Source organism: Mesorhizobium sp. M0276 (genome assembly GCF_040321755.1).
In the GTDB taxonomy this organism is placed as follows: domain Bacteria; phylum Pseudomonadota; class Alphaproteobacteria; order Rhizobiales; family Rhizobiaceae; genus Mesorhizobium.
Genome location: NZ_JAMYSC010000085.1, coordinates 1 through 19,469 on the forward strand (window position 1 = coordinate 1; position 19,469 = coordinate 19,469).

General features: G+C 58.9%; 12 protein-coding genes. 11 read left to right on the forward strand and 1 reads right to left on the reverse strand.

Features of this window, described 5'->3' with window-relative positions:
* Nucleotides 1–102: 102 nt before the first annotated feature.
* From NKJ01_RS33495 to NKJ01_RS33540, 10 genes are all read left to right on the forward strand, one after another.
* Nucleotides 103–930: a hypothetical protein gene (locus NKJ01_RS33495; protein WP_352734678.1), complete on the forward strand. Its 828-nt coding sequence runs from the start codon at nucleotides 103–105 to the stop codon at nucleotides 928–930.
* A gap of 2 nt (nucleotides 931–932) precedes the next feature.
* Nucleotides 933–1,142, forward strand: coding sequence for a hypothetical protein (locus NKJ01_RS33500; protein ID WP_352734680.1), 210 nt, complete (start codon nucleotides 933–935; stop codon nucleotides 1,140–1,142).
* A 381-nt stretch (nucleotides 1,143–1,523) separates the two neighbouring features.
* The gene (locus tag NKJ01_RS33505; RefSeq protein ID WP_352734682.1) at nucleotides 1,524–4,838 is read left to right on the forward strand and encodes a UvrD-helicase domain-containing protein; all 3,315 of its coding nucleotides are present in this window, start codon (nucleotides 1,524–1,526) and stop codon (nucleotides 4,836–4,838) included.
* Nucleotides 4,839–4,916: 78 nt separating this feature from the next.
* Nucleotides 4,917–5,408 (forward strand): hypothetical protein, encoded by a 492-nt coding sequence (locus NKJ01_RS33510; RefSeq protein ID WP_352734684.1) that lies wholly within the window; start codon nucleotides 4,917–4,919, stop codon nucleotides 5,406–5,408.
* Nucleotides 5,409–5,411: 3 nt separating this feature from the next.
* Nucleotides 5,412–5,897, forward strand: coding sequence for a DUF7665 family protein (locus tag NKJ01_RS33515; RefSeq protein WP_352734686.1), 486 nt, complete (start codon nucleotides 5,412–5,414; stop codon nucleotides 5,895–5,897).
* On the forward strand, nucleotides 5,851–6,372 hold the full coding sequence (locus NKJ01_RS33520; RefSeq protein WP_050589498.1) for an MPN domain-containing protein: 522 nt from the start codon (nucleotides 5,851–5,853) through the stop codon (nucleotides 6,370–6,372). The genes NKJ01_RS33515 and NKJ01_RS33520 overlap by 47 nt, the downstream gene beginning before the upstream one ends.
* Nucleotides 6,373–6,374: 2 nt before the next feature.
* Nucleotides 6,375–7,739, forward strand: coding sequence for a BilD N-terminal domain-containing protein (locus NKJ01_RS33525; protein WP_352734688.1), 1,365 nt, complete (start codon nucleotides 6,375–6,377; stop codon nucleotides 7,737–7,739).
* Nucleotides 7,740–7,861: 122 nt separating this feature from the next.
* Nucleotides 7,862–9,121, forward strand: coding sequence for a metallophosphoesterase family protein (locus tag NKJ01_RS33530; RefSeq protein WP_352734690.1), 1,260 nt, complete (start codon nucleotides 7,862–7,864; stop codon nucleotides 9,119–9,121).
* Nucleotides 9,118–12,588 (forward strand): ATP-binding protein, encoded by a 3,471-nt coding sequence (locus tag NKJ01_RS33535; protein WP_352734692.1) that lies wholly within the window; start codon nucleotides 9,118–9,120, stop codon nucleotides 12,586–12,588. The genes NKJ01_RS33530 and NKJ01_RS33535 overlap by 4 nt, the downstream gene beginning before the upstream one ends.
* A gap of 280 nt (nucleotides 12,589–12,868) precedes the next feature.
* Nucleotides 12,869–13,837 (forward strand): DUF4917 family protein, encoded by a 969-nt coding sequence (locus NKJ01_RS33540; protein WP_352487277.1) that lies wholly within the window; start codon nucleotides 12,869–12,871, stop codon nucleotides 13,835–13,837.
* A 210-nt stretch (nucleotides 13,838–14,047) separates the two neighbouring features.
* Here the strand turns inward: NKJ01_RS33540 and NKJ01_RS33545 are convergent, their stop codons facing one another.
* Entirely contained in the window at nucleotides 14,048–14,968 is a 921-nt protein-coding gene (locus NKJ01_RS33545) for a hypothetical protein (protein WP_352734694.1), read from the reverse strand.
* Nucleotides 14,969–15,610: 642 nt separating this feature from the next.
* On the opposite strand from NKJ01_RS33545, the gene NKJ01_RS33550 reads away from it, so the two are divergent.
* Complete coding sequence (locus NKJ01_RS33550; RefSeq protein WP_352734696.1) at nucleotides 15,611–19,252, forward strand: YobI family P-loop NTPase; 3,642 nt, start codon at nucleotides 15,611–15,613, stop codon at nucleotides 19,250–19,252.
* Nucleotides 19,253–19,469: the final 217 nt, after the last annotated feature.

Here is a 19,469-nt window from a genome sequence, read left to right on the forward strand (position 1 = left end):
CAACTTCGCTCGTAAGGACGACCTTAAGAGCGCAGCCTCGCTACCGTGCCATGCTCGCGCAAGGCGGCCCTCGCCGGAGGCGTACAAAGAGGGCCTCGGCCGATGGTGATCTCAACGAACAAGCTGAAGCCGCCGCCGTGCACCGACGCAATCGGTTGGCGTAAGATCACACAGGCTGGGCAACTCGGTCGTTATGCACCAGAGGCGATCATCGCTGCCTTCCAATATGCCGGCAGCAAGGATCGGCACCTTCGTGAGGATATGGCTAGCTATCTCTCCAATCTGGCGCAGCGGGTTCTGCGCAAGCGCGTCGGAACCAACAAGATGAATAGCGGCCAGGACATCATCGACGACGTCTACGACGAATTCTTCGCCGCAATCTGCAATCCGAACTGCGCCGACGCCAAAGGATACCGAGAATCCTTCTATGGACGACTGACGTTCCGGCTCAAGGACGCTATCGCCGAGGAGGAGGCGGCGAAGCGGATCCCGCCGCCCGAGGAGAAAAAGCCCGCGGCCCGTAACTCGAACGATGACAGCAAGGCCGACGATGGCGAGATCTCAGGTAAAATGGAATTGAGGCCAGCGCTAGAAGAGAGCGCCGATGGCTTGTTTGAGATCGAGGAACATACTGCGGATGCCGGTGTCAAACGACCAGACCCGGCGTTGCTACAGAACGTTGAGGAGCTCGCCGAGACAATAGATGTGGAGCGGACCCTTGCCCAGATCCCCGATCCGCGCAAACGTCTCGCGTTTCGGCTTCACGTGGATCAGGTTCCCTGCGGTGGGACAAAGGGGACTGTCTCAATCGCGGGGGCTTTAGGAATTGACCGCAAGACGGCAGAACATTGGGTCGCGGAGGTTCGCGCGTTGCTGATCGAGAACGTGAACCAAGTTCGAGCCGTGACGCGGCGCGCAGCGGGAGAATGATAATGGCGAAAACAATGAGCAAGGATCGAGATGATGTCCTCTACAGCTTCCATACTGACTGCCCGGCGCCGAGCGCCGCCGACATCATCGAATGGACTAAGCGGTTTCCACAATATGCCGAGGATATTCGTGCGCACGCCGCAATTGCGCGCGACTGGACGGCTCAGGCGGACGTAGATGTTGAGATCGACGAAGTTACCCTCGTGCGCTGAACATAATCTATCGAAGTGCCGAGGCCGACAGTGGAGTGCCCTCCCAGGCGGTCGGCTTTTTCGAACTTTTGACGCGCGCGGGAACCAGGATTTCGGGTATCGCTACCGAGATCGGGATCGCGCGAGCGGTTGTGGCGGACCTCTTCAATGGCTGGATGCGGCCCCCCGTGGGCGGAAGGCTTTCGCGCGCGGTGATGCATGCGCTGCGTATTGATCAAGCGGCCTTCGACAGAAGTTTTGTTTGCGCTCGCCAATCCGCGCATGGGTGAGGCGAAGGCATCCGGGCCACCGCAGGTCTTACAACGTAGCTACAGGGAAATTGTCGAGAGCAGCGGGATGTCGGCAGAGCGAATACATTACTGGCTTGAAGAGGATTAGCTTTTGGATGCCTGGATCGATATTCGGCGGAAAGCCCGTGAGGTTCATCTGGCAGCACTTAAGGGTGCAAATGGCGATCGGAGTGCTGAGGCACTTGTCGCGGGCGCACTCAACGTGGCGGATCTTGAGCTGCGGAGGGTAGCGTTGGCCCCAGGGGTATTGGGTTCCCTCGACAGGGCCGCAGAACTCGTCAACGTCGCACAGGGCCAAGATCCTATCGACGAGCGCGTCGTGATCGCCCATGAACTCGGCCATTTCTATCTGCACTTGGACACTCGCAGCGAAGTGCGTGTGACAGCCCACGCGCTTGGAGGCGACCCGATTGATAGTGGCGCAGGCCGGGTCGAAGGATACGCGCCGACCGAGCGCAAGGAGGTCCAAGCCGACGTTTTTGCAGGCGAGTTCCTTTGCCCCTCGGACTGGTTAAGGACGGAATTTGTCGAAAGACGCCGCCGCCCATCCGAGATCGCCGCTGCGCTCGGACTGCCCGCCGCTCTTGTCAGCAGCCAAATGGCGCGCGCGCTCCTTCTCCCACCGCTCCGACCGCCGCCCCCGCAACGACCCGTCAATGCAGCCGAGCTCGATGATAGCCAACAAGGGGCAGTGCTGTGGGATCAGGGACCGCTGCTACTCGATGCTGGTCCCGGCACCGGCAAGACGCGCACACTGGTGCGCCGCATCGAGCATTTGCTCGCAAACAACGTCATGCCGACCGAATTCCTCGCACTCACTTTTTCGAACCGGGCTGCCGAGGAAATGCGCGAGCGGCTTTCGGCCGCCAATGCGGAAGCATCCATTCAGATGTGGGTGGGAACCTTCCACGCCTTCGGGCTCGAACTCCTCAAGAAGTGGCCCTCAGGCCTTGGCCGCACGCTTCCCTTGAAGGTATTCGACCAGACGGCATCGCTCGCACTCTTGGAAGCCAACCTTGAGAAGCTGGACCTCGTCTACTATCAGAATCTGTACGAGCCTGCCTTTGAGCTCGCGCCGGTCTTGCGCGCGATTTCACGCTGTAAGGATGAGCTGGTCTCGCCGGCTGACTATGCCCGCGCGGCTGTCGATTATAAAGCAACAGCTTCGGATGAGGAGTACCTTGAAGCTGCAGACAAGATGCTGGAGTTCGCCCACATCTATGAAGTCTACGAGGACGCCTTATTGCTGGCGAACGCGGTCGACTTCGGAGATCTCATCAGGCTCGCAATCGATCTCATTCAGAACAACGCGGATGCGCGTGCCTATGTGATGGGCTTCAAACACGTGCTGGTCGACGAATACCAGGACGTCAACTTCGCCAGCGCCAAATTCCTGCAGGCGATCGCCGGCGCCAATCCCAATCTTTGGGTCGTCGCGGATCCACGCCAGTCGATCTATCGTTTCCGCGGCGCGGAGCCGGAGAACGTCGCGCGCTTCGTGCCGGACTTCAAGGGGACGCGCCTGGCCCTCAATACAAATTACCGGTCGACGAAACCTATCGTTGACGCCTTTCAACGCTTCGCCAACGACGGCATGCGCGGAGCCAGCCAATGGAAAGTTGAGCGCCCGGAAGCGGGCAGCATTTCACTCACAGTCGCGCCGACCGTGAGCGACGAGGCTGCTGGCATCCGCGATCAGATAGCGCAGTTTCATGCGAACGGCATTCCGTTCGCGGACCAGGTCATCCTGGCCCGAACGCACTTAACCCTGGCGCGAATTACGGGGCCCCTTGAGGCGATGAACGTGCCACTCCTTTATCTTGGCGACCTCTTTGAGCGCGCTGAGATCCGGGACTTGCTATCCCTCCTCGCGCTTGACGCCGAGCGTGGCGCGGTGGGCCTGGCGCGCGTCGCGGCACTGCCCGAATACGCCGTGTTGCGGGAAGAAGTGCTCACGTTAATCGAGTGGGGCCGCGCAAATGGAGTGTCCGTCTTTGAAGCGCTTGCACGCCTTGCTGAGGTGCCAGGTCTCAGTGGGGCCGGAGGGGCAGGTCTGGCCAGGCTGGCTGGACAGTTAGGGGGTTTGCGCCGCTCTTCACCCTGGACAATGCTCACCACCTGGCTTTTCGAGCGGAGTGACTATCTTCGACCTATTCTCTTGCGCCAGGACCCGGCCGCGCAGCAGCAGCTCATTGCAATCTATCAGTTCTTGAAGGTGGCTGTCGAATTCGCGGCCACTGGCGGGCGAAGCCGGCGACGCTTTCTGGCTCGCGTACGGCGCATCGAGGCGCTCAACGAAGATACGGCGTACAGAGCAATTTCGTCGGAAGCGACCGACATGGACGCGGTCCGCGTCATGACCATTCACGGCAGCAAGGGATTGGAATTTCGCGGCGTGCATTTGCCGGGCCTCGCCACGACGTACATGCCGAGCAACCGCCAAGCCGTGCGCGTTCCGCCGCCGCCTTCTCTCGACCGGCTCGCTATGACGTCGGATGACCACGATCACGAGGAGCAGTCACTATTCTTCGTTGCACTCTCGAGAGCGCGCGATCACCTCGCATTGAGCCGCGCCGAGCGATACACACCTTCCCGAAAATCCAGTCCATCGAAGTTTCTCGCGCTCCTTGCAGGGCTTTCCAGCAGAAACCGTGCGGCAGGGCCAGCGGCCCACGCCAAGCGGGGGCTAGCGCGGGCGACCGCGCCCGCCCTGAGCTATGGGGAAGATGCTCTCGGGGTTTATATCAACTGCCCTGCGCGCTATGGCTACAAGGTGAAGGATGGGCTTGTTGGTGGTCCGGAGAGCTCGGCCTATGTGCGGTTCCACGCCTGTGTCTACGATACGGTCGGCTGGCTTGAGGACCAGCGCGCGGCAGGCACTACGGCTGGGGTCGCGGATACGCTGGCGCACTTCACCGCCGATTGGGCCGAACACGGTCCGATTAAACACCCATTTCAGAAATACTACCGTGCCATCGGGATGCAAATGGTCACGCGTATGGCCGAAGCCGTCATAGGTGAAACTGGTCACTACGACCGGCGGGAATGGTTGGTCAACCTCGATGGCCGCAAGGTTGCGGTTACCCCCGATCGTGTCATCATCGCGACCGACGGCTGCGTGACGATCCAGAGGGTTCGCACCGGCAAGAAGACCAAGTCGGAATCGGACAAGGAAATCTACGCCTTGCTTCGGCTGGGTGCCCGTCAGCTTTATCCCGGCAGGCGGATCACGGTCGAGGCATACTACCTGGGGACCGGTGAACGTATGGTTCCGCCGCTGAAGGATGATGGCAAGCTGCTGGAACGATATTCGGAAGCAATCGCCGGAATCGAGAGTGGCGACTTCGGTCCTAAGACGGGCCGGAGTTGCCCAGGCTGCCCCTACTATTTGACCTGCGGCGGCTAGCCGGCCAGTTCCCATTTTTCCGCGCTCGCGGCGCTTCACTTTCAGAGGGTTTTACGCCCCAGAAAGGAAGCACCGAAAATGCCTACGAAAACCATCTTCATCCGTAGCCGTGAACTGCCCGCGGCCATCGAGACCGAGATCGTGGAGGCCGCGCTCGTCGCGGATCTCTTGGAAGCGATCAAACATGCCGGGATCGCAATCAACGCCGACACCGCGATTTTCATCGACGAGGCGGAGGTACCACACGCGATGACGCCGAACTTGCCGGCGACAGACCTTAAGCGCGGCTCCCACGTGCACGTCACCAAATGCAAGAAGATCGAGGTGACGATCAACTATCTGGCGGAGACGGCGACGCACAAGTTCGCCCCGGGCGCACGCGTGCGCCGTGTCAAGGCCTGGGCGATCGACAAATTCAAGCTGAGCGCGCACGACGCGGACAAGCATGTGCTGCAGATGTGTGGCACCACGCGCCGTCCGGCAAGCGATACGCCGCTCAACGAACTGACGGACGGCAAGACCTGTGCCGTCTGCTTCGACCTCGTCCCCGAGAAGCGCGTCGAGGGCTGAGCCATGAACCGTGTGGTGCCGCCGGACCGACTGCTCTTGGAGGCCGATCTGGCGGCCACTGCCTTCCGGGTCGGCGAGATCGATGGGCGCTGGCGTCTAGGCATGATCTCCTGGCCGCACGTCATCATCGCGGTCACGGCGCCGCAGCGGCCCAATAGCCCTGCCGAGTTCGCATTCCGCTTCGAGTGCACTGGCTACCGGCAGTTGCCGGTGACGGCGCAGCCATGGGACCTGCGCACTAACGGACCACTGCCGGCGAAGGACTGGCCCACGGGCCGGTCCATCGTGCCCTCCATCTTCCGCCCGGAGTGGCGTGAGGGGCGGTGCCTCTACCTGCCCTGCGATCGCCTCTCGATCGAAGGCCATCCCGGTTGGATCACCGACCATCCGAGCCGTCTGTGGGATCCAAAACGCGGCATCACCTGTTACCTGGAGCAGCTCCATGACCTTTTCCATCAAGGCGATTATTCGGGCGTTCGTGGCGCCTGAGCACCGGTTATCGATGTCGCGCAAAATGTGGGGCAACACGCTTGCCGAATTGCGGCGCCGAGGTGGCGGGCGCACCGAATCCGGCGTGTTTCTCCTCGGCGTCATCGCGGGCAAGCGGCGGCGGGCGGTCACGGCAATCTATTATGATGAGTTGGATCCCGACGCGTATTCGTCGGGTGTGTGCGTCCTCCATGGAGATGCCTTCGCCAAGCTGTGGGCGCGCTGCCGATCGCTTGGCCTAACGGTCGTCGCGGACGTGCATACGCATCCGGGTGTTGCGCTGCAGAGTGGTAGCGATCGCACCAACCCGATGGTCGCTCGCGAGGGGCACATTGCGATCATCGTACCGAACTTCGCCGCCGTCCCGGTTCAGCAGGCGAGATTGGGCATCTTCGAATACCGGGGCGGACATCAGTGGTTCGACCGGACCGAAGCACATGCCACCGGCTACTTCTACAATGGCTTCTGGGGATAATGATGACCAACACGCTCAGCGCTGATAATCTGCACCGCACCGCCAAGTACTTCATGGATCGTGGCACAGCCGCCTCTCATCAGGAAGCGATGGCCATGCTGGGCCGCTTTGGCCTCAATGTCCATGTCGGCGCCGACATCGCCGCCTCGGCTGCTAAGCAGGTGGCGCTGCTTTCCCTGGTCAATCTCGGCCACCGCACCCTGCTTGCCGGGGTACGGGTAGTCGGGGCTCCCGAATGCAACAACCTGACTACGCTCAGCACAGCGCCGACGCTGCGTGATGCGATCGCAGATCTGGGCGGCCTGTGCTGTGACGCGGCGGATGCCGTTGCACCTGCTGCCGTCATCGGGAATGGCGAGGCTCCACCAAACACCGTTGTCGGATGGCGGCTCACCTGGGAAGGCTGGCGCGGAGGCGTTGCGCCATTGCGCGATCAGTTGCGCCTTGCGGATGATGAGCACATGGCCCTCGCGCCGCTGGTAGCGGCGGCTTGCCTTATGACGGAGGTCTTCAGCTTCCACGCTGGCGATCATCCGATGGCGGGTCGGCGCGTGGCGGGCCTATCGCTCTGGAGGCCGGGTGTGGATTGGCGTGAACCGTCGGCTGACGAACCTGCCCTCAGCTATTTGCCATCGCGCCTCTGGCTCATTGGCCTTGGCAATCTCGGGCAAGCATTCTGCTGGGTATTGGCCGCGCTGCCCTACAAGGATCACGCCGAGGTCGAGCTGGTCCTCCAGGATTTCGACACCTTGGCGACCTCGAACGCTAGCACGTCGATGCTCTCTTTTGACGCCGACGTCGGTACGAAAAAGGCTCGGATTGCCGCCGCATGGCTGGAAGCGCAGGGGTTCAAAACGGTCATCGAGGAGCGTCGCTTCGGTCCGGCGATCAAGCGCGAGAACGCTGAGCCGGGCGTTGCGCTGTGTGGCGTCGACAATGCGCTAGCGCGCGCGGCATTGGAGGATGCTGATTTCGACTTTGTGGTTGAGGCAGGCCTTGGCGCTGGCCCCGACGGGTTCCGCGGCATTTCTGTCCATACGTTTCCTGGGTCGCGAACGGCGCGCTCGATTTGGTCGAATGTCGCGATCCCCGCCGCATCCGTCGCGCACATGCCGGCCTACGAAAAACTCGTCAACGCGGGCATGGACGAGTGCGGGCTTGCCATATTGGCCTCGCGCACGGTCGGTGTTCCCTTCGTAGGGCTGTTGGCAGCGACATTGGCGATCTCAGAGTTGTTGCGCCGGCTGCATGGTGGGGCGACGTTCGAATTGATATCGACCTCCAGCAACACGCTGGACGACGTTACCACCATCGCCGCGGCGGTCACCACCCCTTACGGCTTTGGACATCTTGCGGCCAGGAGATAGCGAGGTGAACCGCCTCCCGAGACACGACCTGTAGAACGGCTCGGCTAGCACCACTACCTGTCGTGAAATTCATCTATCGAGCCGCAGTCGAATATCACTATGTTCAGGGGCTGGAGACCTGAATGGCATTTCGATTCGTACACACCGCCGACATTCATCTTGACTCGCCGCTGCGCTCGCTGGCGCTGCGCAACCCTGAGCTTGCCGAGCTCGTCGGTGACGCCAGCCGCCAAGCGTTCATCTCGATTGTCGATCTCTGTCTTGCCGAGCGTGTCGATGCGCTGGTCATTGCGGGCGATCTCTACGATGGCGATCAGACGTCGATGAAAACCGCCCGCTTTCTGGCCTCGCAAATGTCCCGCCTGCACCAGGCCGGCATCAGGGTCTTCAAGATTCGCGGCAACCACGACGCCCTGTCGCGGATATCGAAACAGCTTGTGTTTCCCGACACCGTCACGATCTTCGGCGGCCGTCCCCAGTCTGTGCAGCAAACCGCCGGCGGGCTCGACGTCATATTTCATGGATTGAGCTTCGCGACCCCAAAGGCACCGGAGAGCTTGCTGCCCAAATATCCGGCCGCCCACGAGGGCGCGGTCAATGTCGGCATCATGCACACCAGTCTCGCCGGATCGCCCGGGCACGATGTCTATGCCCCCTGCAACCTGGCTGATCTGCACGCGCATGGTTTCGACTACTGGGCGCTCGGCCATATCCATATGCGCACCATTCATCCCGATGCAAGCACGGTGGTCATGCCGGGAATGCCGCAGGGCAGGGACATCAACGAGGCCGGCGAGAAATCCGTCACCCTGGTGACGATCCGCGACGACCGCTTGATAGAGATCGAGGAACGGCTGACCAGCATCGCGCAGTTCGAACGCGTGAACGTTGACGTGACCGGCACTGTCGAATGGCCGGAGGCAGTGGGCCGCATCCGATCCGCTCTGCAAGACATCCGGACTTCCGTCCGGTCCCGCCATGCGGTTATCCGGCTCAGCCTTTCCGGAGCGTCCCCCCTGTCGTGGGCCTTGATCCGCGACCGCGATGTGTTGCTGGAGGAAGCCAATCAGGTCGCGGAACAGACGGGCGATATATGGGTGGAAAAGCTTGAGCTCGACCTTGCCGAGCGCAGGGCGGAAACGAGCCGTGGCACAGCGGACCCGATTCTCGAACTAGCCCAATCCATGCGCGCCGACGCTACTTCAGAAGCCGTCCGTGCCGAGGTGAGGGCGTTTGTCCAGAAGCTGATCGCCGACCTTCCGGCCGAGGGGCGCGATTTCGCCGGCAAGGACGAGGCCGGACTGGAACTGTTTCTCAGCAAGGTGCTTGCCGGCGGCGCCGACCTGGTGACAGCCCGCCTCAAGGCCGGTGGGTCGCCATGAGGCTGCGCCGCCTTGACCTTATCCGCTACGGCAAATTCACCGACCGTACGATCGACTTCGGCCCGAAGCCGGCGTCCGGACCCGACTTGCATATCGTGTTCGGCCTGAACGAGGCCGGCAAGTCGACCGCGCTTTCGGGCTACCTCGACCTGTTGTTCGGCATCGAGGAGCGCAGCCGTTACAATTTCCTGCACGAGTACGGCGCGATGCGCATCGGGGGCGTGCTCGAATTCACGGGAACCGAGCAGACGTTTACGCGCACGAAACAGCGCAGCAACTCGCTGCTCAACGAGGTTGGCCAGCCCTTGAGTGAGGTGGCGATAACGGCCCATCTCGCCGGTCTGTCGCGCGATGCATATCAGACCATGTTCTCGTTGAACGACGAGACCCTGGAAGAAGGCGGCAAATCGATCCTGGAGTCGCGCGGCGACCTTGGCAAGCTGCTGTTCACCGCCAGTGCCGGGCTCGGGCAAGCCAACGATATGTTGAGCGCGCTCGACGCCGAGGCGGACGGGCTCTACCGGAAGCAGGCGCACGGGACCGACCTGGCACGGCTCAAGAAGCGCCTCGCCGAGCTGAAGGCTGAGAAGGACGCCATCGACACATTGGCTTCGACCTTCGAGACGCTCGAGGCCGACCGTGTCGACGCTACGGAAAAATATGAGCACAGCATCACGGAGCGCTCCGTGTTGTCGGCGCGGCTCGATACGATTGCCAGGTATCTTCGCGCCTTCCCGATCCTGAAGGAGATCGAGCGCCAGACGGACCAACTGGCTGAACTGCCCGATATCGCGGCGCCGTCGCGCACCTGGACCGGAAGTGTGGCCGGTCTCATCGATGACGACGCGAGCTTGAGAACACGGCTCGCCGGCAACATCGACGAAATCGAGCGTTTGACAGCAAGGGTCGCCGCGGTCGACATGGACGAGGCGATTCTTGCGATTTCAGAGCGCATCCGCAATCTCGCGGAAAGCAGGGTGCGCTATGCTTCGGCGGGCCTTGACCTTCCCAACAGAAGGATGGAGCTGCAGATCCTCGACAGCGCGGTGGCGACATGCCTTGCCGCCCTGGCCAGGTCGTCCGAACCGAACCCGGCAGCACTGCTCTTGCCTGCCGCCACCGTTGGGGCTGTCCGCGCCTTGATCGAGCAGCGATCCGGCGTCGCCACAAGCGTGCGCGTCGCCCGCGACGAGGCCGCGGCAGCCGTCGATGCGCTGCAGACCGCGCGGCAAAAGATTGGCGAGGAAAGGGCCGTGCCCGCGCCCGCTAGATCCAGGCTCACCTCGGCGTTGGCAAAAGCGCGGGCGAGCGACCACGTCAGGGAACTCAAGGCAGCACGCGACGCGCAAGATGGGGGCACCGTTCGCTGGGAAGCAGCGCTCTTGCGCCTTCTGCCGTGGTCAGCAGGTGCGCGAGCGCTAGCCAGCATCACCGCGCCCAGCGCCGCACAGATCGGGGCGTGGAAGGTGCAGGCCGCGGATCTCGGCAAGGCCAGGGCCATGCTTTCCGAACGCCTTGCCGAACATGAAGCCAGTCATGCCCTGCTCGCGAGGCGGCTTGACGCGTTGCGTGCCTCTACCGATGTGGCCGACGATGAAACAGCCGCTGTCATCAGGCGTGATCGGGACGCGGCCTGGGCAAAGCACCGGGGCGAACTCACAGGCAAGACAGCGGATGATTTTGCCGTGGCGTTGGCGCGCGACGACAGTATTGGCGCCGGCAGGCTGTCCGACGCCCGCGAACTGGCCGAGATCCGAACGACAACAAGCAGCCTTGCCGGAGCCGCGGCCGATGTTGCGCGCATAGGCGAGCAACTCGAGCGGACCGACGCGGCGGTGGAGGCTCTGTCTTTGGAAATGCGTGGCGCCGCAAGAGAGCTTCTCGCTGACAACCTCGCCTCATCGCTCGAGCGCGCGATCGAACTGATCGAAGACCGTGGCGCCGCGCGAGCAGTTGCGCTCGTGGCTTGGGAGGAGATCGAGCTTGCCCGCAAGAGGGCTGGGCGTGCGACGGACGAGGAGGAGGGTATCCGACTTGAATTGGACGGCGCACTGCGAAGCGTCGGCATAGTTCCTGAGCCTGGCGACAGACTGGAGACCATAGCGGCCGTCGCGGAGCTTTTCCTTGACCGCCAACGCAAGGTGGATGCCGAACATGCCGAAGCTCTCAGGATGGTGACCGCCAGGGAAGAGGATCTGGCCGCGCGACGACGCTCGGTGGGCATGGCGGAGCGGCGCGAGGAGGAGTGGCTGGCGGCCATCGCGCAAGCGCTGGAAGGCACATGGCTCGAGAGCGGGGTTCCCGCATCGAGCGTCGGCACCGTCCTTGATCAGCTGGCCGAACTCGCCAAAGGCCTGCAGGAGCGGGATGCCATGCGCCTCCGCATCGAGAAGATGGAAGCCGACAGGGCCAACTTCGTGGTCGAAGTTGCCGCTGCCGCGGTTGCCACTTGCGAGCCGGCCAGCGACGACGAGCCGGAGCAATTGGCGATCCGGCTTGCCGCGCGTCTAGAGCGCGCCGAACGCACGCGCGAAATGAAAGCAAACCTTGTCGAGGACATGAAGCGCCCACAAGAGGCGCGCGAAGCTCTCGATGCTGAGATTTCGGCCCATGAGCGTCGCAAAAACGAGATCCTGAGCGCCTTTGGCGTGACGACACTTTCCGAGGTCGTTGAACGCGACGAGGTTCTGCGCGACAGGGATCGGCTTCGCGCGGCTGTGATCGGACTTGAGCAGCAACTGTGCGCTGAACTCGCGGTGGATGGACTGGAGCAGGCCATTGAGATGTTGGGCGTTCTCGATCCCGAAAGGCTCCTGGTCGAAAAGGCCAAAAACGAGCAGCGGATTCAGGGTCTTGACGAAGCGATAAAGCAGCAGCTTGTTAGGCAGACCCGAGCATCCGACAAGCTCGACGCTATTGGCAGCGACAGCACCGTTGCCCGGATCGATGCCGAACGCCGAACCGTCCTGCTCGAGATCGAGGAGAAGGCTGTGCGTTATCTCGAGCTCAAACTCGGCGTCATGTCGGCTGGAAACGCGTTGCGGCTCTATCGTGACCGTCATCGCTCCGGAATGATGGCGCGGGCGTCGGACGCCTTCGCGCTGATCACGCGCGGCCAGTATTTGGGGCTGGCAACCCAGCCTGCCAAAGGCGGCGAGGTCTTGATTGCATTGCAACGCGACGGCAAGTCCAAGATCGCCGACGCCTTGTCGAAGGGCGCACAATTTCAGCTCTATTTGGCGCTGCGGCTTGCCGGCTACTACGAATTCGCGAAGCTTCGACCGTCGGTCCCGTTCATTGCCGATGACATCATGGAAACGTTCGACCATGTCCGGTCGGAGGAGGTTTTCAAACTATTTGCGGAAATGGCTTCTGCCGGCCAGGTGATCTACCTCACCCATCATCAGCACCTGTGCGAGATCGCCAGGGCCGTTGTGCCGGGCGTTGCGATCCACGAGCTCAATTAGGATGGCCCCGCAAGTGCAAGGGCGCTCCCCTGCGCCGGCCGGTTTGGGGACCGCTTTGCATTCCCCGCGACATTGAAAGCCGTCCGTAACAGGCGGCCCGGTCTTTTCGCCAGGCGGTCGCTATCGGAGCGGCAGCTTATTGCCGAATCATCACGAAACCGGACGGGCAGCAATCCGGCCCACTCACACCATCTCACTGATAAATCGGTTGTTCGCATGCCACCTGAGTGGTCAAAAGCGTGGCACAGAATAAAAGATCCCAACTTGGAGCGAGTACGCGATGCCGGACGTGATCGATTTTGATGATGCCATGAAGCGGACGGAGGGCGAGGATCGCGCCTTGCTGCTCGGCAATGGCTTCTCCGCTCAATACTTCAGCTACCGCAATCTCCTCGACAAGTCTGGCCTCGCCGCCGGCACTCCGGTGCGCGATCTCTTCGACGCTCTCGCGACGGTCGACTTCGAGGCCGTGGTGCGCGCTCTAGAAGGGGCGGTGCTGGTGGAGCGGGCGTACGGGAACGCCGCCCATGCCGCCGAGATCGAGGGGGATGCCCGGAAGGTGCGAGAGGCACTGGTGGAGGCAGTCAACGCGACACACCCCAAGCACCGGGAGGATCTAGGTTCGAAATACACGAGCAGCGCAGACTTCTTGTCTTGCTTCTCCACCGTGTTCTCGCTGAACTATGATCTTCTGCTTTACTGGGTGAATCTTGAGAAGCGGCTTCTCCGGGACGGATTCGGGTTGGGTAAGACTGCTGGCTCCTTCCACGGCCCCTTCTCGGAGGACGCATACTGCCATCTCTACAACCTGCACGGCGGCCTCCATCTCTTTGAGAGCGGAGCAGGAGAGATAATGAAGGCAGTCGACACTGGTTCTGGAGTCATCGCCACGATCACTGACGAGATCGCCAAGCGCGGCAAGTTCCCGGTCTACGTTGCGGAAGGCACGAGCACCCAGAAGATGCGCAGGATTAACTCAGTCGCCTACCTCCGCCATTGCCTCGACATCCTCAGGGGCAATTCCGCGGTGACGTTCATATACGGACATAGCGCTGACGAGAACGACGCTCACATTTACCGCGCCATTTTCGGGTCTGAGACCAAGCACATCTACTTCGGCGTCTACAAACCGGATGGCGACAAGCTCAGGGCGCTGGACGGTCTCCTGGCAAAGTATCAGAAGACCGCAGGCTCCACGATCGGCTACACATTCTTCGACAGCGGGAGCGCGAAGGTCTGGGAAACTTGAAGAGATCGGGCCCGGGACACATGCGCGGCAGCGCCCATCCACCGGTCCAAGTTCTGGCGCATATGTTCATCGGGACTCGCGCGCAGATCGACGTCGAGCACTGGTTCTACAGAGCGTCTTCCGAGCCATACCGCTAGGCTGATGCCAGAGGTGGTTGTCACCGGATGGCCCGCTGCGTGCGAGCTCTCGGTGCCTCAAAAATCAGCCGGGTCAACTTTCGTCACATTTAAGTTGGAGTGCCATTTGTTCCATCAGATCACGTGTCCACACGTTAAATAGGCCGCATATTGAGAGGATCAGAAAGCGCGCTACTTGCTGGACATTGTACACTTCGTAAGACCCCAGACGCTGTGTACTTTTTCCAAAGGCATGTGCAGTCATGAAATTCCGTAAGTAACTGCATGCGTGAATAGCGTCAGGAAGAGAGAATTGGACATCTCTGACTATTTTTCCATCGCTATATGCTGAGAATTGGTCGCGCACCGGTTCGATCGGTATTTCGGTCTCGTCTCCCCTCACTATCCAATCGAAGGTTCTCTCTGGATTAATGCCAACCCTGTCGAGTCGAGACTTGAGGTCCATCAAGACTGTCGGGTTCCACGTGTATTTGTTGTCCAGCCATCGCGGCTTTTCCCGGCTGGATTTCACTTGCAGGTTCATCTCTTCGATAGCGGAGAAGGCAAGGTTTATCGCAATCGAACTGCGGACATGGTCTGAGAACTCGTCGGAATGTTTCTCAAAGATCTGTCCAAACCGTGGGTGCGCCGACCAGGGCGTGATGGCTTCTGTTTCGTAGCATCTTGAGAGTTTGTGGATCGCATAGACAATTCGCCTATCTGGCCAAGCGTTGACCGCCATCGCGACGGCCACCGGCCTCTCCCTCTTGAACGAGAAACGCTCAAAGAACCCGGTAGTCTGGAAGATGTTCTTGAAGATGCTTGCCTGCTCGGACGCATCATCCGGCAACTCGAAGCCCGCAGTGTTTCCGTATTCCTGATCCGGGAACCCTTCAATGACAACATCGGCGGCGCGGATGAGTTGAATGATGTTGTTAGCCTCGATCTCTTCAGCCTCCACCACCAACAACCGCCCCTGAGTTTCGCCTTCTCCGAGAGAGCCAAACTCGGCCAAAGCGCCAGGTCGCGAAACTTCAGAATAGCCGCTTTTGTGAAACTTATAGCGTCTTGAAGGATCAGGAATAAAGCGAACGGTCCAACCGACGCGCCGACAAAGGGACATCACCAACGTAGTTTGACTTGGTTCAAATATGAGGAAGCTACAGAACGACGGCACACGCTAGTTCCGCGATTTCACCCACTCGCTGGTCAGCATAATGATTGTTTAGCAAGGAAAGCAAGATCGCGCGGCCATAGGGCACACTAGACTGAGACACTGGTAGAAAAGGTGTGTGATCCAAATTTCAATGAGCGGGTCGAAGCGACCATTCTCGCAGCAATAAACGGATGGCGACAATGAGGCTGGTTGCTGAAAGGCAGCTATCTGCCCGGCCGAACCGAAAGCGGAAATTCCGGTTCCGGCCCCAAAGCTGCCAGGCGGGAACGCGCACAATCTCGGTCGTTGCGGCTGATACCGTGAGCGCCCGAAAGCTGCCAATCATCGAGACTATTGCCTATGGCTACTTCCCGCTATGATTGCGGGCGGCGGGACTCTATTGATCGATTCCCAAATGCGGAGTTCTCGGAGATAAAAAGTCGGTGTTTTCCGGCTCCTCAGTGATATTTGCCGCTTGGATCAGTGATATTTGGGTTACTTATGGGCGAACGAACTCCAACATTAACAAATTGGCTGGGTGGCTGGTTCACTAGTTTCGGCGCCTTCTTGGAAGGTATTGGTCGACCCGCCGTCACAAAAGCAAAATTTGTAAATCTTGCACCGACCGACCAAGCTGACAAGGCCGGTGTATATTCCGAAGCTTTGCTCTTCGCGACGACAGACCCGAGGGTGAACAATATAGCGCTGACGGGGCCTTATGGTTCAGGAAAAAGCAGCATCATCCAATCGTTCCTGAAAAGATACCGAAGACCTTCACTTCACATATCTCTCGCGGCGTTCGTGAAAGAGGCCAGCCCACCAGGCGACAAAGAAGCTAGCACCCCAAGCCTCAAAGTGAGCCGGCAGGAGATTGAAAGAAGCATACTTCAGCAAATGCTGTATGGTGCAGATGCCAACAAACTTCCACTGTCGCGCTTTAAGCGAATTCAATCCCCTGGCGTCTTGTCGATCTTCAAATCGCTGTGCATCATGTTCGGCTTACTTTCGATTTGGTACGTATTCACAAAGCGGGAAGCGATAATCAACGGCACCTTTTTCGATCCCCTCGAATTCAGCAATTGGCCTAATTTTACAATATTCGGGTTTTCGTTGCTTTTTCTGTGGGTTGCGCTGCACAACTTTTATGTCGCCAGCTTTGGGCTGTCACTCAAAAGTATCTCTCTAAAAGACATAGAAATAAGGCCAGCATCAGACAATCTCGACTCAATACTTAACCGTCATTTGGATGAAATTATCTACTTCTTTCAGTCAACAGAATATGATCTCGTAATAATTGAGGATCTGGACCGATTCGAAGATGCAGAAATATTCGTGACGTTGCGTGAAATCAACGGCTTGGTGAATGCGAACGCGGGAGTCAGACGAACTATTAGATTTCTTTACGCTCTGCGCGACGACGTATTTGTTAATACAGACCGGACCAAGTTCTTCGAATTCGTTATTCCTGTTATTCCCATCATAAACGCTTCGAACTCGATTGATATGGTGCTGGAGCAGGGAAAGAGGCTTGAACTCGACGGTCGTCTTGATCGACAGTTCCTTCGAGAGGTCTCACGGTATCTAGACGACCTGAGACTTATTCAGAATATCTTCAATGAATACGCCATCTACGTTGCCAATTTGGAGACCGACGACGAAAATACTCTCAACGCCAACAAGCTTCTTGCGGTCCTGATATATAAGAACGTCTACCCCAGGGATTTCGAACAACTGCACCGGGGCGAAGGCAATCTCGCTGACATTCTGGGCCGCCACGATGAACTCGTTGCGCACGAGGAGGTGGCCTGTAAGGCAGAGATAGCGGAAATCGAACGAAAGATTGACGTTGCCGAAAGGCAGACACCTTCTGACCTGAAAGAATTGCGCCAAATCTACGCGATGACGCTCGTTCAGATGCTTCCTGCGAACGTCAATAGCATCAGCCTTGACGGGCAGTCTTGGATCGCACTTCACTCGCTTGTTGGGCACGACGCGTTTGAACAGTTAATCGCAGTTCCGCATATTACCTGCCGCGATGTCTATAATAGCCGACAGCGGATCGATATCTCCGCCTTGCAGAACGAAGTGGATAGCGAGAAAACCTACTTTCAGCGCAAGGCGGAAATTGAAAGCAAATGTGAGGCCAACAAGAGCGAGAGCCTGCAACGGATTCGCGAGCTTAGAGCGAAGATCGCGACACTTCGAACAGCCAAGTTCAATGAACTCGTGCGTTCAAGCGCCGACCGTGTGACTGATCTTTTCGACGGCTTCGGCGAGAAGGGCGAGCTGGCTCGCTTCTTGATTCTAGAAGGCCATCTCGACGATACGTATTATCAATATACGTCGCTGTTCCATTCTGGTCGGCTGTCGCCTAATGACAACAAGTTTCTGATCCAGATACGGGCGTTCTTTACTCCCGACCCCGACTTTCAGATTGACAACCCGAATGAGGTCATCGCAGCGATGCGCGAAGCGGACTTCGGGCAAAGCTATGTTCTTAACGTCAAATTGGTTGACTGCCTTCTAAACGAGGCGAGCCGCTACAGCGATCAGACTCGTAAGTTTTTCGAGTTCATCGCGTCCCAGTTCGAAGGCTGCGAAGATTTCTTAGAGGCCTACTACGCCACGGGACGCGCCGTCCCCAAGTTGCTTTCCCGCCTGGCTGACGAATGGAGGCAGTTCGTTCCGACGGCAATCGCCAGCAAGCGCAATCTTTCCCATATCACACAGTTGGTAACCAACCTGCCGGAAAGAGCGCTAGAAACACTAGCACGCGATGGCGACGAGTTCCCTGATTTCGTCGCGGCGAAACTCCCTGAAATTCTGGCACTTGCACCTGACTTGGCACCCGAACGCCTCGAGCGCATTGACTTCGAGGTTCGAGACCTTCCGGCAATAGGGAAGTTCACCGGCATCGTGCGCTTCATGGTAAAACGGGGCCTTTTTGAACTCTCGATTGCCAATGTGGAACACATCTATCGCGAGGTCATGGGCGAGACCAATCTCATGGCGTTTCGCGAGCGCAATTACACTACGCTGCGTTCGCTCACAGATCCTGCCTTGATCACCAGGGTCGAACGCGATCTTGATATCTATCTTAGCGACGTGCTCCTTGAGCTTCACGACAATTCTGAAGAAGATGCGGCAGCCATAACTGATCTCCTAGGTCGTGAGGGACTTGACGAAGACAATCTTCGTGAATTTCTCGGTCGACAGACGGCTCTCCTGCCAGCGCTGGAGGGTGTTCCGGAGAAATTGCACGCCACGGTATTTGAGCTGCGACGTATCGCGCCGACATGGGACAATTGTATCTCGTTCATGGGAGGCAGTGGCTTCGCGGCGGAAATCCTAGTGGCCTATCTTGATCGGAAAGATGTGCGCGCGGTAATTCTGAAGCATAGTCTGCGTAACGGTCCCGAGACACTGCCGCTACGCCAATTCCTTGTTAACGCGAATGCACTGAGCGATGACAGTTACCGGGAATATGTCCGAGCGTTGCCCAATACGTTCAAGAATTTTCCCAAAAGCCTCGATTCTTCGAAGAATACTATTCTCATAGTGGAGCGCAAGATCACCTTTTCAAAGGAGACCCTTGAAAGCCTAGACGCCAATACGGACTTGCCGGTCCTTTTCATGGCAAAAAACATCGAAGCTTATCTCACCGATCCCGGAATGTTCGGTCTCGACGACGTCTTCCGAGAAGAGCTCCTTCAAGCCGACATAACAGATGACGATAAGCGCGCGATAATCGACCTGATCGATTTGAATAGGCTAACGGAACTGCCCAAGCGAGCGGCACTCATAGGCCCGATTCTTGACCGCACCAACGTTCGTATATCCGGCATGGATGCGGCTAAAGCGCGGTCACTGATCCTGAATTCAAGGCCCGTTGAGACGCAGATTTCCCTGCTCAACAAGTTTCACTCGACTATGGCGGTCGACGAAGCGCGCGAAGTGCTTGCGGCGCTTCCATATCCGTTCTCTGAGATCACGACAGGATATCACACTCCAAGATTGCCAAGATCAGATGAAAATCGTGCATTGGTCCAATGGCTTGAGACTCGCGGAATCATCTCTTCGTGGAGCGAGGGAGGTGGTTGGTTCCTGGGTGATGAGATACGCGTAAATCTCAAGAGGCGATGAAAAACTGGTAGCTACAATGAGATGCCATTAGATTGGTGGTTTTGGAATTCTTACCGGCGGCTAACCAGGTTGTTGGTTCTCCCAAAAATCAGTTCACCAGACCCCAATTCGCTAAACCTGACAGTCTGCTTGTGATGCGGTGGACGGCTCTCCTCCCTCCTGCGGTATCATCGCGGGATTAGAGCTGGAGGAGCGCTATGATGAGCAACGTTACGAC